The 24,727-nt window shown below is 70.3% G+C and carries 14 protein-coding genes; 8 read left to right on the top strand and 6 right to left on the bottom strand.

Annotation, left to right across the window (positions count from 1 at the left end; translation table 11 throughout):
• Both CRP56_RS40375 and CRP56_RS40370 read right to left on the bottom strand, forming a co-directional pair.
• On the bottom strand, positions 1-2,313 hold the full coding sequence (locus tag CRP56_RS40375; protein ID WP_097272725.1) for an FdhF/YdeP family oxidoreductase: 2,313 nt from the start codon (positions 2,311-2,313) through the stop codon (positions 1-3).
• 136 nt (positions 2,314-2,449) lie between these two features.
• Complete coding sequence (locus tag CRP56_RS40370) at positions 2,450-3,061, bottom strand: DUF1269 domain-containing protein (RefSeq protein WP_097272723.1); 612 nt, start codon at positions 3,059-3,061, stop codon at positions 2,450-2,452.
• A 284-nt stretch (positions 3,062-3,345) separates the two neighbouring features.
• On the opposite strand from CRP56_RS40370, the gene CRP56_RS40365 reads away from it, so the two are divergent.
• Both CRP56_RS40365 and CRP56_RS40360 read left to right on the top strand, forming a co-directional pair.
• On the top strand, positions 3,346-5,838 hold the full coding sequence (locus tag CRP56_RS40365) for an ATP-dependent Clp protease ATP-binding subunit (RefSeq protein ID WP_097272721.1): 2,493 nt from the start codon (positions 3,346-3,348) through the stop codon (positions 5,836-5,838).
• A gap of 135 nt (positions 5,839-5,973) precedes the next feature.
• Positions 5,974-7,197, top strand: coding sequence for a PucR family transcriptional regulator (locus CRP56_RS40360; protein ID WP_097272719.1), 1,224 nt, complete (start codon positions 5,974-5,976; stop codon positions 7,195-7,197).
• Positions 7,198-7,230: 33 nt separating this feature from the next.
• Here the strand turns inward: CRP56_RS40360 and CRP56_RS40355 are convergent, their stop codons facing one another.
• Positions 7,231-7,857, bottom strand: coding sequence for a DUF1345 domain-containing protein (locus CRP56_RS40355; RefSeq protein WP_097272717.1), 627 nt, complete (start codon positions 7,855-7,857; stop codon positions 7,231-7,233).
• Between the two features lie 459 nt (positions 7,858-8,316).
• Here CRP56_RS40355 and CRP56_RS48700 point away from each other — a divergent pair, with 459 nt between their 5' ends.
• The gene (locus CRP56_RS48700; protein WP_257041624.1) at positions 8,317-8,730 is read left to right on the top strand and encodes a hypothetical protein; all 414 of its coding nucleotides are present in this window, start codon (positions 8,317-8,319) and stop codon (positions 8,728-8,730) included.
• A 658-nt stretch (positions 8,731-9,388) separates the two neighbouring features.
• On the top strand, positions 9,389-9,502 hold the full coding sequence (locus tag CRP56_RS48695) for a cytochrome P450 (protein ID WP_257041623.1): 114 nt from the start codon (positions 9,389-9,391) through the stop codon (positions 9,500-9,502).
• Positions 9,503-9,538: 36 nt separating this feature from the next.
• Here the strand turns inward: CRP56_RS48695 and CRP56_RS40340 are convergent, their stop codons facing one another.
• From CRP56_RS40340 to CRP56_RS40330, 3 genes are all read right to left on the bottom strand, one after another.
• Positions 9,539-10,561 carry a LacI family DNA-binding transcriptional regulator gene (locus tag CRP56_RS40340; protein WP_097272715.1) on the bottom strand — a complete coding sequence of 341 codons (1,023 nt, stop codon included), beginning with the start codon at positions 10,559-10,561 and terminating at the stop codon, positions 9,539-9,541.
• Positions 10,562-10,807: 246 nt separating this feature from the next.
• Positions 10,808-11,929, bottom strand: a complete 1,122-nt coding sequence (locus tag CRP56_RS40335) for a GH12 family glycosyl hydrolase domain-containing protein (RefSeq protein ID WP_097272713.1) — start codon at positions 11,927-11,929, stop codon at positions 10,808-10,810.
• Between the two features lie 157 nt (positions 11,930-12,086).
• Positions 12,087-15,005, bottom strand: a complete 2,919-nt coding sequence (locus tag CRP56_RS40330; protein WP_097272711.1) for a glycoside hydrolase family 48 protein — start codon at positions 15,003-15,005, stop codon at positions 12,087-12,089.
• 604 nt (positions 15,006-15,609) lie between these two features.
• On the opposite strand from CRP56_RS40330, the gene CRP56_RS40325 reads away from it, so the two are divergent.
• From CRP56_RS40325 to CRP56_RS40310, 4 genes are all read left to right on the top strand, one after another.
• A complete protein-coding gene (locus tag CRP56_RS40325) occupies positions 15,610-17,346 on the top strand; it encodes a glycoside hydrolase family 6 protein (protein ID WP_097272709.1) in 1,737 nt (578 codons plus the stop codon).
• Between the two features lie 229 nt (positions 17,347-17,575).
• Positions 17,576-20,572 carry an AfsR/SARP family transcriptional regulator gene (locus CRP56_RS40320; protein WP_097272707.1) on the top strand — a complete coding sequence of 999 codons (2,997 nt, stop codon included), beginning with the start codon at positions 17,576-17,578 and terminating at the stop codon, positions 20,570-20,572.
• 194 nt (positions 20,573-20,766) lie between these two features.
• The gene (locus CRP56_RS40315) at positions 20,767-21,318 is read left to right on the top strand and encodes a sigma-70 family RNA polymerase sigma factor (protein WP_097272705.1); all 552 of its coding nucleotides are present in this window, start codon (positions 20,767-20,769) and stop codon (positions 21,316-21,318) included.
• 44 nt (positions 21,319-21,362) lie between these two features.
• Entirely contained in the window at positions 21,363-24,689 is a 3,327-nt protein-coding gene (locus CRP56_RS40310; RefSeq protein ID WP_097272703.1) for a right-handed parallel beta-helix repeat-containing protein, read from the top strand.
• Positions 24,690-24,727 lie beyond the last annotated feature (38 nt).

The following is a 24,727-nucleotide window of genomic DNA, read 5'->3' as shown; positions in this document are numbered from 1 at the left end:
TCAACCGGCCGGCGTGATACGGACTTTGACGTGCTTCATGAGCGGCTGGTCGCTCTGCGTGCTGTAGTCGCCGATCGCGCACAGCACGTTCATCTCCGGCATGTACCCGGCCGCGCAGCCTCTGGGCATGTCGTACGGGATGGCCAGGTAGCCGTCGAGACGACGGTGGGTGCCGTCCTTGGCGGTGCTGACGATGTCGACCGGGTCGAGCTTCGCGATGCCGCGCTCGCGCATGTCGTCCTCGTTCATGAAGACGAGCGTGCGCAGGTTCTTGACGCCCCGGTAGCGGTCGTTGTCCGAGTAGATGGTCGTGTTCCACTGGTCGTGGGAACGCATGGTGCCCAGGGCCAGGTCACCGGGGGCGGGGACGACGTCGGGCAGGGGGGCCGCGGAGAACTCGGCGCGTCCGGACGGGGTGTGGAAGACCAGCTCGCGGGCGGGCTGCTTGATGCGGAAGCCGAGCGGCAGCCGTACGCGCCGGTTGCAGTCCTCGAATCCGTCGAGGACCTGCGCCATGGTGTCGCGGATGCGGTCGTAGTCCTCGACGTACCACTCCCACGGGGTGTCGCTGCCCGGGAGGGCGGCGCGCGCCATGCCGGCGATGATGGCGGGTTCGGAGAGCAGATGCGCGGAGGCGGGACGCTTCATGCCGACCGAGAGGTGCACCATGCTCATCGAGTCCTCGACCGAGGTGCTCTGGATGCCGGTGCGCTGGTGGTCCTTCTCCGTGCGGCCCAGGCACGGCAGGATGAGCGCCTGCCGGCCGTGGACGAGATGGCTGCGGTTCAGCTTGGTGCTCACCTGGACGGTGAGGTCGCAGGAGCGCAGCGCCTCGTACGTGTAGGCGCTGTCGGGGGCGGCGAGGGCGAAGTTGCCGCCCATGCCGACGAACACCTTCACCTCGCCGCGGTGCATGGCCTGGATGGTGCCGACGGTGTCCAGGCCGTGCGCGCGCGGCGGATCGATGCCGCACACGTCGGCGAGGCGGTCCAGGAACTCGTCGGTGGGCCGGTGGTCGATGCCGCACGTCCGGTTGCCCTGGACGTTGCTGTGCCCGCGCACCGGTGACGGTCCTGCCCCCTCCCGGCCCAGATTGCCGCGCAGCAGAAGGACGTTGACGATCTCCCGGACGGTGTCGACGCCGTGTTCGTGCTGGCTGACGCCCAGGCACCAGCTGAAGATGCTGCGGTCGGCGTCCCGGTACACCCGCGCCGCCTTGAGGATGTCGTCGCGGCTGAGGCCGGACTGGTGCTCGATCTCCTGCCAGGACGTGTCCTCGCACACCTTCCGGTACGTGTCGAAGTTGGCGGTGTGCCGGTCGATGAACTCCCGGTCCAGCGCCTTGGGATCGGTCTTCGCCTGCTCCAGGATCGCCTTGGCCATGCCCCGCAGGAGCGCCATGTCGCCACCGATGCGCGGCTGCAGGTTCAGGGTGCTGGTCCGGGTCGCCTTGAAGCGGGCCATGTCCGTGAAGTCGTGCGGGACGATGGTGCGCGTCGCGGCTGCCTCGACCAGCGGGTTGACGTGCACGATCTGGGCGCCGCGGCGGTACGCCTCGGCCAACGCGGTCAGCATCCTGGGCGCGTTGGAGGCCGCGTTCACCCCCATGATGAACAGCGCGTCAGTGGCCTCCCAGTCCTTGAGGTCGACCGTGCCCTTGCCGGTGCCCAAGGAGGCCTGCAGGGCGCGGCCGCTGGCCTCGTGGCACATGTTGGAGCAGTCGGGCAGGTTGTTCGTGCCCAGCTCCCGGGCCATCAACTGGTAGAGGAAGGTGGCCTCGTTGCCGAGTCGGCCGGAGGTGTAGAACGACGCCTGGTTCGGGTCGTCCAGCTCCCGTACGACCCGGCCGACCAGTTCGAACGCGTCGTGCCAGGAGAGGGGGACGTAGTGGTCCGACTCCGCGTCGTAGACCATGGGTTCGGTCAGTCGGCCCTGGTCCTCGAGGGCGAAGTCGCTCCAGCCGGACAGCTCCGTGACCGAATGGGAGGCGAAGAACCGGCGATCCACCCGCTTGCGCGTCATCTCCCAGGTGACGTGCTTGATGCCGTTCTCGCAGATGTCCAGGTGCAGGCCCTTGGTGTCGTCGGGCCACGCGCATCCGGGGCAGTCGAAGCCGCCGTTCTCGTGGTTCATCCGCATGATCGCGCGCGGGCCGTCGACGAGGGCGCCCTCGCGTACCAGCACCTGGCCCACGCTCTTGGCCGCCCCCCAGCCCGCGGCGGGATGCCGGTAGCGCTCGGCGGTCGGTTCGCCTTCGGCGACGGGGCCCACCCGCGGTTCCGGCTGATCCCGGCTGTCTTCGGAGGCGCTCACATGCCTCACCCCTTCTGACCCGGGCGGGCCGATGGTCGTCGCTGTCTCAGGCTATGCCGGTGGATCAGCCGCTGCCACACGTTGGAGCAGGCCCCGCTCCTGGCCTGCGGGAGGGCGGGATGTCGTGCGCAGGGGTTCACAGGCGCATTTTGTTGCTGATGGTTTCCCAGCGCTCGTGGAATTCCTCGTGTGGTTCCGTGCGCTTTTGCGTACGGAGTGTCGCGGCCGCGGCGGCCTGGGCTTCCCTGGCCGCGTCGGCGGTGGCCTCGAACTCGTCCAGGACCTCGTGGGCCGGGCGCCTGACGACCGTGCCGCCGCCTGCCGCGACATCGGCGTCGATGACGCTCTCGCGGGTCTCGGTCACCTCGGCGATCAGCGCGGTGCGCCCGGGCGAAACCGTCCTGGCCAGCTCGCTGAGGGCGGCGTCGGTCCCTGAGGCCCGGTGCATGTCGATCGCCCCGCCGACGAGGGCACCGGCGCCCCAGCCCAGCAGCACCGTGAACGGGCCGCCGAGCAGGCCCACCAGCGCTCCGATGAGGCTGCCCGAGGTCGCTGCCGCCGCCGTGACGTTGTCGGTGCCGTCCATGACCTCAAGGGCGCCGTCCGCCGTGCGTTCGGCCACCACGGCGGCGTGCACGTCGACAAGACCTTCGGCGTCGGCCTTTTTGAGCCGTGCCAGGGCGCGATATGTCTTGTCGTCCTCGGCGAACCGAATCGCGATCACATTCCGGGACCGCGTGTCCTTCATGGTTCCTCCAGGAAGCCCTGCCGCTCGGACAGCGGGAGAGGATGTGGCGTACGGCACCGAAGCTAGAGCATGACCATCCCGGATTTCTGCAGGTCGAGGCCTGGTTTGTCGGTCGCGACAAGCAAGTTTGTGACGCCTGCCAGTACCGGCGCGAGAAGGTGTCGAGTACGCGTATCGGCGTTAGCGTGAGACTTCTGGCAAAGGCCCGGTCCGCGCGGCGCGCTGCGAGCGTGCCGGCTCGCCGAAGTACGGCTTCGTGCGTGTTCACCGCATCTGGAGTTCCCATGTCCATGCCGTTTGGTTCAGCTTTCGGTTCGTCGGATCCTTTCAGTGACTTGTTCAACCGCTTCTTCGGCATGTCACCCGCGTCGTCTCCTCCGGCCGTGCAACGGGTCCCGATCGGCCGCCTGTTGAGCGAGCCGTCCCAGGAGCTGCTCAGTCTCGCCGCTCAGCGAGCGTTGCAGGACGGGACCTCGGACCTGGACACGGACCATCTGCTGTGGGCCGCGACGAAGGTGGAACCCTCACGGAGCCTGCTGGCCCAGGCGGGGGTGGACCCCGATGCGTTCGCGTCGAAGATCGCCGACGTGCTGCCGCGGGAGTCGGGTGAGCCGTCGGCCGAACCTGGCCTCACCCCGGCCGCCAAGCGCACCCTCGCCGCCGCCTACTCCCACTCGCAGGCCTCCGGAGCCTCCTACATCGGCCCCGAGCACATCCTCGGCGCCTTGTTGAGCGGTACCGACACGGGCGCCGGGCGGTTGATCCGCGGCGATGGTGTGGACGTGCAGAAGCTGCGCGGTCTCACCGACAGGACGTCCCAGGCCGATGCCGCCCCGGCGGACGGCAAGGCGGCGCCGTCTACGACGCTGGACGAGTTCGGGCGCGACCTGACGGAAGAGGCGAAGGCCGGAAAGCTGGACCCCGTGGTGGGCCGGGCGCAGGAGATCGAGGAGACCGTGGAGATCCTCTCGCGGCGCTCCAAGAACAACCCCGTGCTCATCGGAGAGCCCGGCGTCGGCAAGACCGCGATCGTGGAGGGGCTCGCCCAGCGCATCGTGGCCGGTGAGGTCCCCAACACCCTCAGGGACAAGCGGGTGGTGGCCCTCGACCTGTCAGGCATGGTGGCCGGCGCGCAGTACCGCGGCCAGTTCGAGGAGCGGCTGAAGAAGGTCATCGAGGACGTCCAGGCGGCGAGCGGCGACATCATCCTGTTCATCGACGAGTTGCACACCGTCGTGGGCGCGGGTGCCACGGGTGAGGGCGCGATGGACGCGGGCAACATGCTCAAGCCCGCTCTGGCCCGCGGAGAACTCCACGTGGTGGGCGCCACGACCATCGACGAGTACCGCAAGTACGTCGAGAAGGACGCCGCTCTCGAACGCCGCTTCCAGCCCGTGATGGTTCCCGAGCCCACGGTCGAGGAGACGGTGCAGATCCTGGAGGGGCTGCGCGACGCGTACGAGGCGCACCATCAAGTCCGTTTCGCCGACGGGGCGTTGGTGGCGGCGGCGGAACTGTCCGACCGCTACATCGGCGACCGCTTCCTGCCCGACAAGGCCATCGACGTCATGGATCAGGCGGGCGCGCGGGTGCGGTTGCGCAGCGCCGACCGTTCGACCGAGGTGGTCGGTGTGCAGGACCGCCTCGCCAGGCTGCGCCGCGACAAGGACCAGGCGGTGGCGGTGGAGGACTTCGAGAAGGCCACCGAGCTGAAGGTGCGGATCGACGAGGCCGAGGGCGAGTTGGCCGGGATCGAGGAACGGCGCGAAGGCGTCGTCTCCGTCACCGCCGCCGACATCGCCGACGTGGTCTCCCGGCGTACCGGCATCCCCGTCTCCCAACTCACCGCCAGCGAGAAGGACAGGCTCCTCAAGCTGGAGGAGGAGATGCACGCCAGGATCGTCGGCCAGGACGAGGCGGTCACCGCCGTCTCCCAGGCCGTACGCCGCAACCGCGCCGGCATGGGCGACCCGAACCGTCCGGTGGGATCCTTCCTCTTCCTCGGCCCCACCGGCGTGGGCAAGACCGAACTCGCCAAGACACTCGCCGAGTTGCTGTTCGGCGACGAGAACCGCATGATCCGCTTCGACATGAGCGAGTTCCAGGAGAAGCACACCGTCGCGCGGCTCGTGGGCGCGCCTCCCGGATACGTCGGTTACGAGGAGGCCGGTCAGCTCACGGAGAAGGTCCGGCGCCAGCCCTACAGCGTCGTCCTGTTCGACGAGGTCGAAAAGGCGCACCCCGATGTCTTCAACACCCTGCTGCAACTCCTCGACGACGGCCGGCTGACCGACGCCCAGGGCCGCACCGTCGACTTCCGGCACTGCGTCGTCATCATGACCTCCAACCTCGGCGCCCAGCGCATCATCGACCACAAGGGCGACGTGTCGGAGCTCAAGGACGAGTTGATGCAGCTCCTGCGCACCCGGTTCCTGCCCGAGTTCCTCAACCGCATCGACGACATCATCCTCTTCCACGGCCTCACCGAGGACGATCTGACCCAGATCGTGGACCACCTCCTGGAGCAGAGCAAGCGCCGGGTGCACGCGCAGGGCATGACGCTGGACGTCACCGAGGCGGCCAAGAAGCTGCTGGTGGCGCACGGCCACCAGCCGGAGTTCGGCGCCCGCCCCCTGCGCCGCACGATCCAGGCGGAACTCGACAACCGGATCGCGGAGATCCTCCTCAGCGGCACCGCCGAGCCCGGCGACACCATCATCGCCGACGTCGACCACGACACCCTCCACCTCACCGTCCGCCCCGCCGGCACCGACTGACACCCGTGCGCACCACGACATCGATCACCTTCCGACGGCACCACGGGACACGGCAGCAGGGCGGCGGGCCGGGCCCGCGGCGGGCAGTGGGGGCGTACGGCTGCGCGTACGATGTCAGCCGGACGGGGAGCGCCGATGGCTGAGCGGACAACTGCGCGGGGAGCTGACGAGGAGCGCAACCCCGCGCTCACCTCCCTGGTCGCGTGGGCCCGCGAGCACCTCACCGAGTTGATGGTCGACGTGTACGCGGCCGTGTGCGAGCGCATCGACCTGTATCGCGAGGGCGACGTCGTCCCGCGCGACGACCTGCGCCGGTCGATCGAACGCAATCTCGGGTTCATGGTCAGCGGTCTCGACGATCCCGACGTCCCCCTCGACCGGGCGGCACCCTCCGAGACCGGCCGACGCCGGGCCCACCAGCGGGCGCCCCTGCCCGAGGTCCTTCAGGTCTACCGGATCGGCTGCTCGATGCTCTTCGACGCACTGGTCGCCTACGCCCGCAAGGACGGCCGCGCCGACACCATGGACGCGCTGCTGGAGGCGTCGAGCAGGCTGTGGCGGCTCGCGGACGAGCACGCGCTGCTGCTCACGGAGGCGTACCGGGCGGCCACCGCGGAGCTCCTGGCCGCCCAGCAGCGGCGGCGTTCGGCGTTGGTGGAGGCGCTGTTCACCGGTCAGTCGGTCCGGGACGCCGGCCCTTGGGAGGTAGGCCGACTCCTCGGACTGCCGCTCGACACGCAACTGGTGGTGGTGGCCGCGGAGACCGCCGGCCTCGCCGAGGAGAGCCTGCTCGGGGTCGAACGGCGGCTCGCCGAGCGGGGCATCGTGTCGGCCTGGCAGCTCACCCCGACCACGCAGGCCGGCGTCGTGGCCGTACGCGAGGAACAGGGCACCGCGATGCTGGCCGTACTGCGCGACGCGGCCGGCGCCCGCACCGGCATCAGCCCGCCCTATCTGTCGCTCACCGAGACGCCGCGCGCACTGCACCTGGCCCGGACGGCACTCGCCGAGATCCCGGTCGGCACCACCGACGTACGCCCGTTCAGCTCCAGCCCGCTCGCCGCCTTGCTCGCCCACGACCCGGACGAGGGACGGCGGCTGGCGGACCGGGTGCTCGGCGCGGTGCTCGATCTGCCGCCCGAGGACCGCGACGCCCTGCTGAGCACGCTGCACGCGTTCCTGCACCACGGCGGATCGGCCGAGCGGGCCGCGCGCTTCCTGCACTGCCACCCCAACACGGTGCGCTACCGGCTGAACCGGATCCGCGAGCTGACCGGACGGTCACTCCAAGACCCCCTGGCGCTGGCCGAACTCGCGACCGCGGCACAGGCCGTACGTCTCAACGGCGGCAGACGATGATCGGCGAGCGCCCCCGGGCGCTCGCCGTCATCGTCAACTGACGAGTCCCACCACGAGGTTGATGGCGGTGGCGAGAATGCTGGTGCCGAAGACGTACGACAGCAGCGTGTGCCGCAGCACGATGGCGCGGATCGCCGAGCTCGACACATCGGTGTCCGACACCTGATAGGTCATGCCGAGGTTGTAACTGAAATAGAAGAAGTCCCGGTACGCCGGCGGATCGTCCGTATTGAAGTCGATCCCGCCGCCGGACTCGTAGTACACGTAGGCGTAGCGGGCCGCGTACATCAGATGGAGCGCCGCCCAGGCCACGAAGACCCCGCACAGGGAGATCGCCGCCGCCGCGTGAGTGTTGTCGGACTTGCCGCGCAGGAGCAGCAGCACGATGGCGAACAGTCCGCACAGCGCCACCGCCACCACCACGAGTTCATCGAGCAGGGGCCGGAAGTCCTCCCGCCGCGCATTGCGGTGGGTCGCCGCGGCGTCCATCGGCCACAGCACCGCCCAGCCCGCCAGCACGAAGCTCAGTTCCATGGCGGCGATGGCGGCCAGAGCGCCCAGGGGCGGGTCCGCCGGAATGCCGACGGCCACGCCGACCACGGCACCGAGAACCACCGAGCCGGCAAGACGGGGCACGGCATCCAGAAACCAGCTCCTCATACGCCCTCACCGTAGTCGCGCCGTCGCCTGGCCGCGCGACCAGTCGGCATGGGCGGGGGCGGCGAGGGCGAGGCCGGCACGGCATGAGGAGGACCGCTTCGACCTCCCCAGGCGTTCACGGCCCTCCCCTGGTGAGCACCGTTCGTACTCATGACGGATGAGACGAACGAAGAACGAACAGGTGCCACGAGGCGGACGGCATTGCGGGGGCTGGGACTCGCGGTGGGGGGCAAGGCACTGGCACTGGCCACCGGGCTCGGAACCTCGCCGGCCGCAGCGGGCGCGCGTCGCGGGATCACCACTTACGTGCTGGTGCACAGTACCCACAGCGGCGGCGCGTTCTGGATGCCGATCGCGCGGGAGCTGACACGGCACAGAGGCTTTCGCTGATACGACTCCGGCACCTCGGGCTGGAGGACTACGAGGCGCGTGTCACGGGCGGCGGGGATCCTGGCCGGCATGCAGACCGACGAGCCGGTCGCCGCTTGTGCGGGCCGAGCGGTCGGCCGGGCTGGTAGTTGGGGACGCATCCCGCGCACCTACCTGCCCTTCGGCAAGGACCGGACGATCGCCACCGCATTCCAGGACAGAATGATCGCGGAAGCCGACGCGCTCACGCCCGGCATCAAGTTCCGTGTGCACGATTTTCCCGGGGCGTCGGGCCGACGGAGGCTCAGTAGGTTGCCGGCTCTCCAGCGGCGGTCAGCGCTGCCCTTCACCGCCTCGGAGCCAGTGGTCCAGGAACTCGACCAGCATCGTCTCCGAACGTACCAACCGCTCGCGTTCCTCAGGAGGAAAGGATGCGAGGGCATCGACCAGAACCCGCTTCCGCGGGATGTGAACCATGTTCCCCGAGTAAATCCTGCAAGTTGAGCACCAGGCGAACCCGACGCAGCGCTCAAACATGGAGGACTCGGGCGGATAGAAGCGGTATCGGTACGAGCGGACAGGCGTCCCGCATGCGGCGCAGATCCGTCGTTCGCCATCGGGAGCAGACCAGTCGCTCCCGACCTTGCGCCAGCGCTGCCGCCCGGCCGGTGCTCTTCAAGTCGTCATGTCCAGCATTCTGTCCGATCACGGCCGCACGGCACAGCCGTCCGTACAAACCTTGGCCACCGAAGCCAGACCGTGACGGCCTTGATCGGGCTCACGCAGCGCGCCAGGAGTAGTCCTCATCGCATCGCCACGTGCGGATCTGAGTCTCGGCAACGGATCCGCCGACTGCGTTGGCGGCCCCGCCGACCGAGACGAGCACGGCCACTACGTCGGGGACGACGACACGGACAGTGATCACGGGCCGGTGGAAGCCGCATACCTCGCCGCGATCGCCGCCTTCGCGAAGCCTGTGACATTGAGCGGCTGGCGATCCGGGAACCCGGGGTCTCGGGGCCCGTCCATTTCGGTGGGGAGCCGGAGGTTGCCGGACACGGCCTCACCGGGCTGTTCCCGCCCGACCTCACCGGCTTCCACGACGGAGCGCAGGTGTCCCTCGCCGTGGCGCTGGAGGTGGAGACGCGCGAGGAAGTCATCAGTGCCTTGCGATATCACCCGGAAGCCTTCCGAGCACCTGACCTTCGGCGTCGGCATCCACGCCTGCGTCGGCCAGCACCTGGCCAACTGGGAGGCGCACGCTCTCGTCACCTGAGCGAGCCGCCCGGCTGAACCCCTCGGTGGCGGGCCGTCAGGATGATTCACGGACGACCAGCTCCGTGCGGAGGATGACGTGGCGCCAGGCCACGGACTGCTCCTCCATCTCCTCCAGCAGCAGCTTGATCATGGCCCGCCCCATCTGCTCCAGCGGCTGGCGCACGGTGGTCAGCGGCGGCTCCGTGCGCTGGGCCAGGGGAAAGTCGTCGAAGCCGATGACGGCGACGTCCTCGGGGACCCGGCGTCCGGCCGCGCGCAGTGCGTGCAGCGCCCCGGCCGCCGTGGTGTCCGAGGCGGCGAGGACGGCGTCCAACTCGGGGTGGCGTGCGAGGAGTTCGGTCATGGCGCGGCGACCGCTCTCCTCCGAGAAGTCGCTCTCCGCCACCCAGGACCGTGACGTCTTGTGGCCGGCCATCGCCAACGCGTCCTGGTAGCCGCGCAGTCGGCACTGCGCGGCGTACATGTCCAGGGGTCCGGTGATGGTGGCGATCGCCGAGCGGCCCTGTTTCAGCAGGTGGGACACGGCAGTTCGGGCGCCGCCCACGTTGTCCGCGTCGACGTAGCTCACGTACTCGTCACCCGAGCGACGCCCCAGCAGCACGGTCGGCACCCGTGCCTCGGCGAGCATGTCCGGCAGCCTGTCGTCGGCGTGCACCGACATCAGCAGCACGCCGTCGACCCGGCCTCCTCGCGCGTACTCCAGGAAGCGCTGCCGTTCGGACTTCGAGCGGACCAGGGTCAGCATCAGCTGCATCCCGGTGTCCGCCAGCGCATCGCCGAGCGAGCGGACGATCTCCGAGAAGAACGGTTCCGCGAACTGCCGCCAGTCCGGCTCCGTCAGTACGAGGGCCACGGCGTCCGCACGCCGGGCGGCCAGGGAACGGGCCGCGAGATTGGGCACGTACCCGAGTTCTTCGATGGCTCGCTGCACGGCTTGGCGCGTCGATTCCTTCACGCCGGCCGCGTTGTTGATCACCCGCGACACCGTGCCCCGCCCCACCCCGGCGTGGGCAGCCACCTCTTCCAGAGTCGGCGCTCCAGGTCGTCGCCCGGCCATGACCACCTCCCCCACCCGCGAGATCACCGATCTTACGGGGCGGAGCAGCCGGGCACATGCCTTCCGCACATGATCGGACAGGGTCGGCCGGAAGCAGGTCTCGCTGTCGGTGTCCGCGGAGGCGGCGCCGCGGATCCGCTCAGCGACGGACAGGTCGGCCAGGCGGATCCGCGGTGCCGGGTGCGCGCGGTGGGACGAGGGCAGGACCTCAGGACGGCCGGGACCGATCCGCCCGTCCCGGTGCCGTCACGCGGTGGTGCAGGACGTGCCGTTCAGGCTGAACGCGGCCGGTTTGGCGAAGGCTCCGTTGTACGTGCCCTGGAACCCGAAGGAGACCTGACCGCCCGGCGGGATGGACGTGTTGTAGGCCATGCCGCCGGCCGTCACCGCTCCTGACGAGGGTGAGATCTGGGCGCTCCAGGCACTCGTGATCTTCTGCCCGGACGGCAGGGTGAACGCGAGTTTCCAGGCGTCGACGGGCGACGACCCCGAGTTGGTCACGGTGACGTCCGCCGTGAACCCGCCCTGCCACACGTTGGTGCCGTAGGCCACCTTGCAGGCCGACGAGCCGCCCGGGCCTCCGCCGGTGCCGCCGAGGTTCACGCTGGAGGAGAACGAGTTGACCGCCAGTCCCGCGCCGTTCTGCCAGGGCTCGAAGCCTGCCTGAATGCTCGTCAGGTACCAGTTGTCCTGGGCGAGTCCGCGGGAGACGGCCTGGCGGACGAAGTCCATCACGTCGAAGTTCCAGCTGTCGATCGTCGACGGTGCGACGAAGGACAGGACGTCGTTGGAGCCGTTGTTGCCGGACCACACCTGCCACTGGCGCCCGGCCACGGTGGCGGAGCCGACGGGCGAGCCCACCGGCTGCACGGAGCCCACCCGGTTGAACCAGATCATGATCTCGGTGCGGTTCACACCGTCGGTGCGGGGTGTCGGGTCCAGCCAGATGTCGTACGCGGCGTCGTAGACCGCGCCGCTCACATAGCTGTACGAGATGCCCGAGGGCGCGCTCGCGATGGAGCTGAGCCGGGCCGGGAGGTTCGTGCCGGGCGAGCAGTTGGTGTAGTGGCAGCCGTTGAACACGGAGGGGTACGACTTCGGGGCGCCGGTCGTGGGGACCGAGCCGTCGGCCTGGGTGATGCGGAAGCCCGAGTCCGTGACGGAGATGCACTGGGTGGCGCTGGTCCCCCAGCGGTTGTTCTGCACGACGTAGCGGCCCTGGATGGTGGTGGAGCCGAACTCCTCGCAGATCGTCGTGTCGGCGTGCGACGCGGGGGCTGCGCCGAGCAGCGCCGCGAGTGCGACGAGCGTGGTCAGCACGGCGCCCCACAGGGCTCGCGTTCCTGGCTTGTGCTGTACGGATTGCATGCAGTTCCTCCGCGGGTGCTTTCAAGAAATGGCAGAGCGTTGGCCAGAGCGTTGGGAGCGCTCCCAAAGTGCCGGACGGCCCCGGGGGGCGGGGCCGTCCGGCCGCATGACCCCGCCCGCCTTCGGCGGGGTCAGGTACGCGGAGCCGTGGCGGGGGCTATTCGAGGAGCTCCGCGTACGAGCCCATGGCCAGTGCGATGTCGGCCTGGGCCCAGAACCGGTGGTAGGTGAAGACGGGGGCGGCGCCGCCCTTCAGATAGGCCTCGATCTTCGACCACGCCGGATCGTTCTTGTAGAAGGACCGGAGGGAGAGGAAGGTCGACGAGGAGTTGATGGCGTCGCCGTTCGGCATCGTGCCGGTCCAGCCGCTCGGCACGTAGACGCTGTCGTTGAACCTGCTGTAGTCGGTGCGGGTCTCGGGGACGGCGATGCCCAGGCTGTCCCGGTAGTTGTTCCACATGCCGTCCAGCAGGGCCTTCGCCGTCGACTTGGCCGTCGCGTCACCGGACTTGGCCCCGTAGTAGGCGAGTGTCTTGGCGTACGCGGCGGCCACACCGACATCATTGGTGTAGTCGGCGACGGTGACGTGAAGTCCGCTGTTGGCACCGGGACTTGACGCGTTCCACGGGTCGGGCTTGCCCGACCACTGGAGCGTGGCGGGGATCTGGTAGGTGCCGTCCGGGTTGATCGTGGTCTTGGACAGCGCCCACTTGACCCACTTGTCGAGGACCGCCTTCGCCTGGGCGTTACCGGTCTGCTGGTAGAGCTCGGCCACCCGCTCCATCGACCACGCCTGGAACCCGAACCACTGGTTGGAGGGCGGGTCGTGGTAGACGGGCTGCTCGTCGTAGTACATGCCGTAGAAGGTCGGCGTGCCCGACGGCGGCGTGGCGTAGCGGCCCTGCCAGCTGTTGGTCGCCCCGCCCGCGATGGCCCCCTCGTCCGACTGGAGCCACCGGTAGAACTCGATCTGGCGTTGCAGCGACTTGCTCCAATCACCCGCGCCCGTCGCCGACTTGGGCTTCAGGTCGGCGTAGGAGCTGAGCGCGTAGGCCGCCAGCGGGTTCTGGTAGCCGCTGTGGGCGTGGCTGGAGCCGATGCGCCAGGACCAGCCGGCGCTGGTGTCGGCGGCGCCGCCCCAGGCGTAGTACCAGGACAGCAGGTAGTGCGAGGCGTCCTTGCCGGTGCCGGCCGGGCAGGTGGCCGGGCCCACGCAGTTGCCGATCTTCTTGAAGTACTTGTCGAACATGGCGTAGCGCAGGTAGTCGCCCATCTTCGACGCCTTGGCGACGGTGGCCGACACGTCGCCGCCCTTGCCCTGTTCCTTGGCCCAGACGTCCGCCCAGTACGCGGCCTGCACGGCACGCGCGTCGGCGTCCGGGGCGTCCGTGTACTTCCACTGCTTGGCGTAGGAGCTGTCGCCGGTGAACAGGTCCAAGTAGCCGTTCTTACCGCCGTACTTGAAGGCGTCGCAGGTCGGCTGCGGCACCGTCTCCCAGACCGATTCCTGGGGGCCGCGCTGGAACGTGTTCAGGTACGACGGTCCGCTCGCCGTGGGGCCGGCCTCGCAGCTGCCGCCGGGCGTGTTGCCGTAGCCGTAGACGTTGTCGACGTCCTCGATCCAGTGCATGCCGTAGACGTCGTCCGTGCCGTACGCCGACTTCAGCTCGGACGCGATCGGGTCGGAGCCGACCGGGACCGACGAGTCGACCTTCACGGGGTACTCGTTCGGCGTGTCCGCCTCCGGCGCGTAGGTGGCCGGCTTGGAGGCGTTGTAGGAGCCACTGGTGGGCTGGTCGGCATGGGTGGGGATCATGTACTTCTCCATCAGGGCCCATGCACCGTTGAACTTGGACCAGTCCCCCGTGACCCTGCCGTACATCGCCTGGAGCCACAGCAGATAGCCGTAGGCCTCCGACGTCGTTTCGTGCCCCTGGTCCGGTGCCTCGACGATCAGCGTCTCCACCGAGTGGTACGGAATGCCCTGTGGGGAGAAGTAACCGTTCGCCGGGTTGGTGATCTTGCCGTAGAGGTCCAGGAAGCGCGCGTCGTACGTCTTGGACGCGGCCAGCTCCGTGACGGTGACGGTCGCCTTCGCGTAGCCGGCGGCCGATGCCGTGAACGTGGCCGCGCCGGTTCCCGAGGCGTCCGCGGTCACGGTCACCTGCTGCGCGGTGTTCCAGTTGGACGGTGTGAAGGTCAACGACGAACCGCTGGTCACCGACAGTCCGGTATTGCCGCTCGTACGCTCCACACTCACGGTCACGTTGGAGGCCGGCTGTGTGGAGAGCTTCACGGAGAAGGTTCCCGACTTGCCCTGCTGCACGGCGAGTTGGCCGGGTGAGAGCACGAGGGCCGGTCCCGCCGCGACGGTGATGCCGACCGGCGTGGACTCTGCGGAGGCGCCCAGGCTGTCGTACGCCTTCGCCACCAGGGAATGACTGCCCACGGTCAAATCTGAAGCGGAAAGCGAGTACGGGGCGCTCGTGTCGGTGCCGAGCAGGGTGGTGTCGTCGTAGAACTCCACCTTGCTGATCGTGGCGTTGTCGGCGGCCGCCGCGGTCGCCGCGAGCGGGACCGGGTCTCCCTTGGTGTAGACGGCGCCCGGCTTGGGGCTGGTCAGCACGGTCACCGGGGGCTGGTGCGCACCGGTGCAGGGGGTGCCGTTCACCGCGAAGGAGGTGGGCGCCGCATTGGTTCCGCTGTAGCCGAACTGCGCGCCGACGGTCACCGCGGCACCCGCGGCGAGGGTGGCGTTGTACGGGGCGTTCTGCACGGTGACCGTCTGGCCGATCTGCGACCACGTGCCGTTCCAGCCGTTCACGAGCTTCTGGTTGCCCGTGTAGCCGTACGTCACGGTCCAGCCGTTGATCGCGTCGGTGCCGCGGTTGGTGAGGGTGAGATCGACGGTGAAGCCGGAGCCCCAGTCGTTGGTCTTGTAGTCGACGCTGCACTGAACACCCGCCGCCTGAGCAGGTGTTGGGCCGACGGCCAGCATCGACAGGGGCAGGGCGAACGCGGCCGCGACGGCGGTCCACAACCGCCGCGCGGCTCTGCGCTTACGTCCGGGATCCATGTGCTGGTTCCTCCTTGCCGTACACGGCTCGGTGGGGGATCAAGGCCTGAACCAGTGGGAGCGCTCCCATCTTGGGGACGGACACCGTGCGCGTCAATACGTTGAGAAGTTGAATCGTTCGAACCGGTTTGCCGTACAAAAAAGTTAAGCAACCACCCTGTGAAAGCACGGCGGTTGGCGCTAGCGTCCGTCGCACCAGTGGGAGCGGTTCCCTCACTAGGCGCAGCCATCACGATGCGCCCAGCTGAAAGGAGTCGCTCATGCGACACCCTCCGCACCCAGCACCTCTTCTCGCCGCCCCTGCGGGCTGCGCCCACTTCGGCCTCGTCGACGCCTGCGGCGCGTGCCGTAGGTCGCCGTATACGGCTACAGCCATCGCTTCAGCGCTGCCCAGCGTCTGACCGCGGGCCGTACAGCACGCCGCCACCGGGAACATGGCCGCCGTGCGCTGATGCGACGGGAGCGCTTCACCCGTGGGCATCTCGCCCGAACGCCTGCCCCTGCCCCTGCCCTGATGGCGGCAGTTGCCCCCTACCGCTCCGGGCCGGCGGTCGCCTGCTCGCATCCGCAGCCGATCGCGCCCAGAAGGAGAAGGACTCCCCTCATGAGTCGCACAAGAATGTCACTGCTCACCGCGCTGGCCCTGCTCACCGGGACCTCCGGCGCCGCGATCATCGCGGGCCCGGCCGGCGCCAGCACCGCGGCCACGCCCTGCACCGTGGACTACAAGGTGCAGAACCAGTGGGACACCGGCTTCACCGCCGCCGTCACGATCACCAACAACGGCGCGGCCAAGTCGAGTTGGTCGCTGAAGTGGTCGTACGCCGGGAACCAGAAGATCAGCAACGGCTGGAACGCGAAGGTCAGCCAGAGCGGCTCCGCCGTCACGGCCGCCAACGAGAGCTACAACGGCACGCTCCCCACCGGTGGTTCCGCGAGCTTCGGTTTCCAGGCGTCCTACAGCGGGACCAACGCGATTCCGGCGACGTTCACGCTCGACGGCGTGACCTGCAACGTGGACGGCGGCCCCACCGACCCCGGACCGACGCCGACGGACCCGGGACCGACCGACCCCGGCCCGGGCGGACCGAAGGCCGCCAACCCCTATGCCGGCGCGAAGGCGTACGTGAACCCCGAGTGGTCCGCGAAGGCGGCCGCCGAACCGGGCGGCAGCCGTATCTCCAACCAGCCCACCGCGGTGTGGCTGGACCGGATCGCCGCCATCAACGGCGTCAACGGCGGCATGGGCCTGCGCGCCCACCTGGACGAGGCGCTCAAGCAGAAGGGGAGCGGTGAACTCGTCGTCCAGCTGGTCATCTACGACCTGCCCGGTCGTGACTGCGCGGCCCTGGCCTCCAACGGCGAACTGGGACCGAACGACCTCGACAAGTACAAGTCCCAGTACATCGACCCGATCACCTCGATCCTCTCCGAGTCGAAGTACGCGGGCCTGCGCATCGCCACCGTCATCGAGCCCGACTCGCTGCCCAACCTGGTCACCAACGCCGGCGGCACCAACACCACCACCGACGCGTGCGTGACCATGAAGAGCAACGGCAACTACGAGAAGGGTGTCTCGTACGCCCTGGACAAGCTCGGTGCCCTGGCGAACGTCTACAACTACATCGACGCCGGCCACCACGGGTGGCTCGGCTGGGACAGCAACCTGGGCCCGTCGGTGCAGGAGTTCGCCAAGGTCGCCACGTCCAACGGCGCGAGCATGAGCGATGTGGCCGGCTTCATCGTCAACACCGCCAACTACAGCCCGGCCAAGGAGCCGAACTTCAAGGTCACCGACACGGTGAACGGGCAGACGATCCGCCAGTCGAAGTGGGTGGACTGGAACCAGTACGTGGACGAGCAGTCGTTCGCGCTCGGGCTGCGGGACAAGCTGGTGGCCGCCGGATTCGACTCCGGTCTCGGCATGCTGATCGACACCTCCCGCAACGGCTGGGGCGGCACCGCCCGGCCCACCGGCCCCGGTCCGCAGACCTCCGTGGACGCCTACGTCGACGGCAGCCGCATCGACCGGCGCATCCACGCCGGCAACTGGTGCAACCAGAGCGGTGCCGGACTCGGTGAACGCCCCACCGCGGCGCCCGCCGCCGGGATCGACGCCTACGTGTGGGTCAAGCCGCCGGGTGAGTCCGACGGCAACAGCGCCGCCATCCCGAACGACGAGGGCAAGGGCTTCGACCGCATGTGCGACCCGACCTACGGTGGCAACGCGCGCAACGGCAACAACCCCACCGGCGCGCTGCCGAACGCACCGCTCGCCGGGCACTGGTTCTCCGCCCAGTTCCAGCAGCTCATGCAGAACGCCTACCCGCCTCTCCCGTAGCCCAGTGACACGGTGAGTGGCCGCCGGGGCCGGTCGTCGAGCGACCGGCCCCGGCTCACGCGTACGGATCCGCCCCGGCGTCAGGCCGCCCGGCGGGACTTGCCTCTGAGAAAAGCAGTGGCCCGGACCCGGGCCGTAGGTCGGCGGCTCCAAGAGGGCTTCAAGTGCCTTCCAAGACGGGGTGCGGAGGCTGTGCCGGATTCGGGTTCTGGCAGGGAGAGACATAGAGGTGCGGGAGCAGATTCGGTTCGCGGTGCTGGGGCCGGTCAGCGCGTGGCGCGGCACGGCCGAGGTGGACCTCGGACCGCCCCAACAGCGGGCCGTGCTGGGGGCGTTGCTGATCGCGGAGGGCGCCCAGGTGCGGGTCGGCGAACTGGTCGACGCGCTGTGGGGTACGGCTCCGCCCGCGTCGGCGGTGGGGTCGGTCCGCACGTATGTGCACCGGCTGCGGCGGGCTCTCGACGACGCCCTGCTCATCCGGTCGGTGGGCGACGCCTACGTCGTACGCGCGCTCCCGCAGGACCTCGATCTCGCCGCGTTCCGTGAACTCGTCGCCCGTTCCGAACGGTCCCGGCAGGCCGGCAACCTCCGGGACGCCGTCGTCCATCTGCGGGCCGGGCTCGCTCTGTGGCGCGGTCCCGCCCTGTCCGGGGTTCGGAGCGCATGGGCGCGTGCCCAGCGTGAACGCCTGGAAAGGCTCCGGCTGTCCGCCCTGGAGACCCGGCTCGCCCTCGAACTCGACCTCGGCGGCCACGCCCAGGCCGCACCCGAACTCGCCGCGTTGGTCGGCGCGCACCCGCTCGACGAGCGGTTCCGCGAGATGCTGATGCTGGCGCTCTACCGGTCCGGCCGGCAGTCCACCGCCCTGGAGGCGTACACCGAGGCACGGGAGCTCCTCGCGGAGGAGCTGGGGGTCGATCCGGGGCCGGGCCTGCAGCGGCTGTACGAACGGATCCTGCGCGCGGATCCGGAGCTGTTGCCGCGGCCCGCCGCACCGACTCCGGCCGAGCCCGCCCAGGGTAGGGCGGATCGGGTCGAGGACCTTCCGGCCGCCCAAGAGGCCGCCGTTGCGGTGGCGGTACCAGGGGCCGCCGAGTCCGGCGTCGACGACTCGCAACCGGTCCGTGAGGCGTCCGCGCACTCCTGCCCCCCGGCCATCGACCGCACCTCACCCACTCCCCCCGTCCCCGCCCAACTCCCCGCCGCACTGGCGGGTTTCGTCGGCCGCGACGACCAACTCGCCCAAGCCACCGCCCTGCTCCCCGAGGACGGTGACGCGCCTTCCGTCACCGTCCTGGTCGGCGGCACAGCGGGGGTCGGCAAGACCGCGTTCGCCGTGCACTGGGCCCGCCGGATCGCTGCTCGGTTTCCCGACGGCCAGCTCTACGTCAATCTCCGGGGCTTCGACCCGGTGACCGATCCAGTCTCCCCGGGCCAGGCACTCCGCACGCTTCTTGCGGCACTGGGCGCGGACCAGCGTGAACTCCCGCAGGACGAGGACGCGTTGGCGGCCCGGCTGCGTACCGTGCTCACCGGCAGGCGGGTGCTGATCCTCCTGGACAACGCGCGCGACGCCGGGCAGGTACGGCCGCTGCTGCCCGGCGCCCCGGGCTGCCTGACGATCGTGACGAGCCGGAACCGGCTCGGCGGTCTGGTCGCCGTGGACGGTGCCCACCCGGTGCATCTCGACGTCCTCAGCGCACGGGAGGGACACGAGCTTCTGGTGCGGCGACTGGGCGCGGCACGGGTCGCCGCCGAGCCGAAGGCCGTACGGATGATCGTCGAGCTGTGTGCGGGGCTGCCGTTGGCGCTCGCCGTCACGGCGGCCCGCGCCGCCGGGCGCCCCGCCTTCCCGCTCGCCGCGCTGGCGGCCGAACTCGCCGAAGGACACGGCAGTTTGGACGCCTTCACGGACACCGACCAGGTCGCCGACGTACGAACGGTGCTGTCGTGGTCGTACCAGGCGCTGTCGCCCGCCGCCGCCCGGCTGTTCCGGCTGCTCGCTCTGCATCCGGGGCCGGACGTCTCACCGGCCGCCGCCGCGAGTCTCGCCGGGCTCGGACTCCCCGCGACCCGGAACCTGCTGACCGAATTGGTGCACACCCGTCTCGTGGACGAGCCCGCGCCGGGCCGCTATGCCTCTCACGATCTGCTGCGCGCGCACGCCGGCGAACTCGCGGCCGAGATGGACAGCCCGGAGGAACTCACGGCGGCTCGCCGCCGCATGCTGGACCACTACCTCCATGGCGCCCACGCCGCCGCCGAACTCACCGACCTGACCCGGGACCGGATCTCCCTCAGGGAGCCGTCCGACGGCGTGCGGTGTGCGCAGTTCAGCGCGGCCGAGCAGGCCACGGCCTGGTTCGAGACCGAACGGGCCGTCCTGGTCGCGGTGTTGCGACAGGCCTCGGCACACCACTTCGACGTCCACGCCTGGCAGCTCGCCTGGTGTGTCGAGCACTACCTCGGCCGCCAGGGTCTGTGGCACGAACTCGGCGTCACGCTGCGCACCGCCCTGGTCTCCGCCGAGCGTCTCGGCGACCCCACGGCCCTCGCGCACATCCACCGCGGGCTCGCCCAGGCCGAGTCGTACGCCAAGCACATCAAGGAGGCCCACCGGCACATCGAGCGGGCCATCGCACTCTTCGGCGAGGTCGGCGACCTCCCGGCGCTCACCGAGTGCCACCGCCAGTTCAGTGTGGTCCTCGAAGTGCAGGGCGACCTCGAAGGCGCCCTCGAACACCACCGGCTGGCCCTGGAACTGGTCGGCCCGGACGACAGCAGGCTGCGCTCGTGGATCCTGAACGGGCTCGGCTGGTACCACACCCTGCTCGGGCGGCATCGCGAGGCGCTGATGTACTGCGCGTCCGCGCTGCGCCTGGCCCGCGCCGCCGACGACGACTACACCCTGGGCCACGTCCTCAACAGCACCGGCACCGCCCACCACCACCTCGGCGCCCACGAGGACGCCGTAGCCGCCTTCGAGGAGTCCCTGCTGCGGTTCCGGCAGGTCGGAGGCGTGCCCTGGGCGGAGGCCCACACCCTCGCCTCGCTGGCCGAGACCCGCTCGGCCCTCGGCCAGCCGGAGCGGGCCCGCGCTCTGCTGCGGGAGGCGGTCCGCATCCTGGACGGGATCAGGCATCCGGACGCCGGGCCGCTGCGGGCGAAGGTGTCCGCGCTCGCGGTCTCCCGGCCCGCGGTGAAGGACCGGGCGCGGGCCGGGTGACATCCGGCCCCGGCAACTCTGGGGGCCCGGGGTGAGAACCCCACGGGCCGCGCGGCCGTAGTGAGAAGTGGGGTCGTGGACGCGTGGCTCCACATGACTATCGAACGTCTATCCCATGCCAATCGGCGGTCGATCACACACTGTGACGATCGGGGAGTCCTCACTCCCCGATCCGAAACGAGTCGGTCACCGCCATGCGTCCTGCGTCCCTCACCGCGTCCCCCACCGATGACGAGGCCTTCGCTCGCGTGATCTACCAGACCCATGGAACCGCCCTGCTCGAGTTCGCCCGGGGCCTGACCCTCGGCGATGTGCACGGTGCGGAGGACATCGTGCAGGAAGCCGTGCTACGGGCCTGGCGCCACGCCGACCGGCTCACTTCCACGCCCGGGCTGACCCGGCCGTGGCTGTTCACCGTGGTACGGCGGCTCGCCATCGACGCGTACCGCACCCGGCGGGCCCGCCCGATGGACCTCGTTCCCAAGGCCCTGGAGCGGGAGGTCGTCGCCGACACCAGCGAACTCACCCTCACGGCCCAGGTCCTGGTCCGCGCCCTCACCGACCTGGACCGCCCGCACCGTGAAGTGCTCGTGCACCGCTACTGCCTGGACCACAGCATCGAGGACACGGCCGCCGAACTGAACCTCCCCGCGGGCACGGTCAAATCCCGCAGCAGTCATGCCCTTCGGGCCCTGCGCCGGGCCCTGGCCTCGCACGGGGCGGCGTCCCCCGCGGGCCTGCGCTGAACCTCCCCCCGTCGAACCATCCCTATCCCCATGGAGGATCCGGCGTGTCACGCCAGCTACTGACGGTCTGCCAGGACCCCGCCCCGCACTCCCCCGCGGACTCCTTCCGGACCATCGGCGAGGCGCTCCAGCGGGCGCGCGGCGGTGCCGTGATCAGCGTCCGGCCGGGCCGCTACCAGGAGTGCCTGGTCATCGGGACGCGGGTGACGATCGTCGCCGAACAGGCCCGGGGCAGCGTGGAGATCGCGCCGCGGCGCGGCAGCGCCGTCGTCCTGAAGGCGGACGCGGTGATGCTGACCGACCTCGTACTGACCGGCCGGGACGAGGAGTTGCCGGTGGTGGACGTGGCGCGCGGCCAACTCGCCCTGGAGGGCTGCGACGTGACCGGCGCGGGCTGGACGGCGCTGACGGCCCGTGGCACCGGATCACTGGCCATGCGGGACTGCCGGATCACCAATCCACAGGGCGCGGGACTGGTCGTCACCTCACCGGTGGACAGCTCGGTCGAGTCCTGCACGGTCGAACACCTGGGCACCTCGGGCGCGGTGATCGGCGAACGCGGCCGGGTCACCCTGCGCGGCTGCACCGTCCGGGACGCCCGCGGCAACGGCGTGCTGGCCAACGGCGAGGCGCGCGGCTCGGTCGAGGACTGCGACATCTCCGCCACCGACAAGCCGGCCATCGCACTGGAAGAGCACTGCACCACCCGGGTGGTGCGCACCGCCGTCCACGACACCAGCACCGGCGTCCACCTCAGCAGCGCGGCGCGCACCACCCTGGAGGACGTGACGGTCACGGCCACCACCGGCCCAGGCATCGTCCTGTCCGGCGGCACCGACCCCTGGCTGCGCCGCTGCCGCACCGACCGGACCGAGGGCCACGGAATGGTCGTACTCGAACGGTCGCGCGGCACGATCGAGGACTGCCGTCTGGACGGGGCTCAGGCACCGGCACTGCGGGTGGCCGGCTCCGCGTCCCCCGTGCTGATCGGGCTGTCGGTGCAGGGCGGTGCCGCGGGCGGGCTGCTGCTGGAGGAGGAGTCGGTCGCCGAGCTGGACCGGCCGGAGGTGAAGGACGTCGCCGGCGTCGGTGTCTCGGTACGGTCCGGGGCGAACCCGCTGCTGCGCAGGGCCCGGATCAGCGCGCCCGGCGGCCACGGCGTGGAGGTCCGCGCCGACGGACGCGGGCGTCTGGAGGACTGCGTGGTCGAACGCCCCGGCGGGGCGGGCATCCGGGTCGAGGACGACGGCACGCTGTACGTCGGCGGCGGCACCGTCGACGCGGCGGCCGGCGGACCCGGACTGTCCGTCGGGGCCGACGGCAGCGTCACCCTGCGCGACTGCGAGATCCGCGGCGAGCGCGGCAGCGCGCAGCCGGGCGTGCTGGTGGAGAAGGGCGGCGAACTGACCGCGAGCAGACTGCGGGTGAGCGGCGCGGGCGGACATGGTGTGGTCGTCGACGACGGCGGGCGCGGCGCGTTCACCTCCTGCGAGGCGATGGGCAGCGAGGGCGACGGCTTCCGCGTCGACACCGACGCCCCGGTGTCCCTGGTCAACTGCACCGCGCGCGAGAACACCGGCGGCGGACTGGTGCAGGTCCGCCCCGGCGACCGGCTCGCTGTAGAGGGCCTGACCAGCGCGGACAACGGCCGCCGGGACGCCTGGGGGGTCGGCGACGTCGAAGGCACGGACCCGGCCGGGGCTCCCACCGCCCCGGCGGACGGCGGACCGCTGGCCGAACTCGACGCGCTCATCGGCCTGGACGACGTCAAACACCAGGTCCGCACCCTTGTGAACCTCACCAAGCTCGCCCAGCGCCGCGCCAGCATGGGCATGCCGGTCCCGCCGATGAGCCGCCACCTGGTCTTCGCGGGGCCGCCCGGCACCGGCAAGACGACGGTCGCCCGCCTCTACGGCGCGATCCTCACGGAGCTGGGCGTGCTGCGCTCCGGCCACCTGGTGGAGGTCTCCCGCGCCGACCTCGTCGCGCAGATCGTCGGCGGCACGGCCATCAAGACCACCGAGACCTTCCAACAGGCCCTCGGCGGGGTCCTGTTCATCGACGAGGCGTACACCCTGGTCTCCGACAGCCGGGGCGGCGGCGCCGACTTCGGCCGGGAGGCCGTCGACACCCTGCTGAAGCTGATGGAGGACCACCGCGACGACATGGTCGTGGTGGTGGCGGGCTACACCGAGGAGATGGCCGGCTTCCTCGCCTCCAACCCCGGTCTGGCCTCCCGCTTCTCGCGCACGGTGGAGTTCGCCAACTACTCGGTGCCGGAACTGGTCGCCATCATGGAGTCGATGTGCGTGCGCCACCAGTACGAGCTGGAGGACGCCACCCGCAAGGCCCTCGCCGTCCGCTTCGAGCGCATGCCGCGCGACGCCACGTTCGGCAACGGTCGCGCCGCCCGTCAGCTCTTCGAGGAGATGGTGGACCGTCAGGCGACCCGGCTCGCCTCGCTCACCGAGATCGGGCAGCGTGATCTGGCCCTGCTGCTGCCCCAGGACGTGGGCGAGGAGGCCGCGGCGGCGGTGAGCGACGAGGGGCCCGCCGGTGGCGACCCGCTCACCCGTCTCGGGGACATGGTCGGCCTCACCGGCGTGAAACGCGATGTGACCGACCTCGTCAACCTCCTCGCCACCGCCCGCCGCCGCGAGGCCGCCGGCCTGCCCGCACCCCGCATCAGCCACCACCTCGTCTTCACCGGCCCGCCCGGCACGGGCAAGACGACGGTCGCCCGCCTCTACGGCGAACTCCTCATGACGCTCGGCGTGCTGCCCCGCGGCCAGCTGGTGGAGGTGGCCCGGGCGGATCTGGTCGGACGGTACGTGGGCCACACCGCCCAGTCGACCCGTGAGGTCTTCCAACGCGCCCTGGGCGGCGTCCTGTTCATCGACGAGGCGTACACACTGACACCCGCCGGCTCGGCGGGCTCCTCGGACTTCGGCCGGGAGGCCGTCGACACCCTGCTGAAGCTGATGGAGGACCACCGCGACGAGGTGGTCGTCATCGTCGCGGGCTACACGGAGGAGATGTCGGACTTCCTGGCGTCCAACCCCGGTCTGATGTCCCGCTTCTCGCGCCGGGTGGAGTTCACCGATTACACGGCGGACGAGCTGGTGACGATCGTCCGCCGGCATGCGGAGGCGAACGGCTACGAGTGCGGGCCCGGTACGGGTGCGGTCCTGCGGGAGTACTTCGACTCGCTCCCCCGGGACCGCTCGTTCGGCAACGCACGCCTGGCCCGCCAGGTACTGGAGACGATGATGACCCGACAGGCGGGGCGGATCAGCTCGATGTCCGCGCCGGGCTTCGACGATCTGCGGCTGCTGCTGCCCGGGGACGCGCCGGAGGTGACGGCGCGATGAGACGGACGATCGTGTCGTTGACCCTGGTGACGGTCTGC

This window comes from Streptomyces sp. TLI_55 (assembly GCF_900206255.1).
In the GTDB taxonomy this organism is placed as follows: domain Bacteria; phylum Actinomycetota; class Actinomycetes; order Streptomycetales; family Streptomycetaceae; genus Streptomyces; species Streptomyces aquilus.
Note: the sequence above shows the minus strand (reverse complement) of the source record. Positions and strands in the feature narration are given on the sequence as shown.

Bases quoted from the DNA above. Each gene is read 5' to 3' on its own strand.
- CRP56_RS40325 (WP_097272709.1), top strand. From the start codon at position 15,610: ATGAGTCGCACAAGAATGTCACTGCTCACCGCGCTGGCCCTGCTCACC.
- CRP56_RS40340 (WP_097272715.1), bottom strand. From the start codon at position 10,561: ATGGCCGGGCGACGACCTGGAGCGCCGACTCTGGAAGAGGTGGCTGCC.
- CRP56_RS40365 (WP_097272721.1), top strand. From the start codon at position 3,346: ATGTCCATGCCGTTTGGTTCAGCTTTCGGTTCGTCGGATCCTTTCAGT.
- CRP56_RS40330 (WP_097272711.1), bottom strand. From the start codon at position 15,005: ATGGATCCCGGACGTAAGCGCAGAGCCGCGCGGCGGTTGTGGACCGCC.
- CRP56_RS40370 (WP_097272723.1), bottom strand. From the start codon at position 3,061: ATGAAGGACACGCGGTCCCGGAATGTGATCGCGATTCGGTTCGCCGAG.
- CRP56_RS40315 (WP_097272705.1), top strand. From the start codon at position 20,767: ATGCGTCCTGCGTCCCTCACCGCGTCCCCCACCGATGACGAGGCCTTC.
- CRP56_RS40355 (WP_097272717.1), bottom strand. From the start codon at position 7,857: ATGAGGAGCTGGTTTCTGGATGCCGTGCCCCGTCTTGCCGGCTCGGTG.
- CRP56_RS40335 (WP_097272713.1), bottom strand. From the start codon at position 11,929: ATGCAATCCGTACAGCACAAGCCAGGAACGCGAGCCCTGTGGGGCGCC.
- CRP56_RS40360 (WP_097272719.1), top strand. From the start codon at position 5,974: ATGGCTGAGCGGACAACTGCGCGGGGAGCTGACGAGGAGCGCAACCCC.
- CRP56_RS48700 (WP_257041624.1), top strand. From the start codon at position 8,317: ATGCAGACCGACGAGCCGGTCGCCGCTTGTGCGGGCCGAGCGGTCGGC.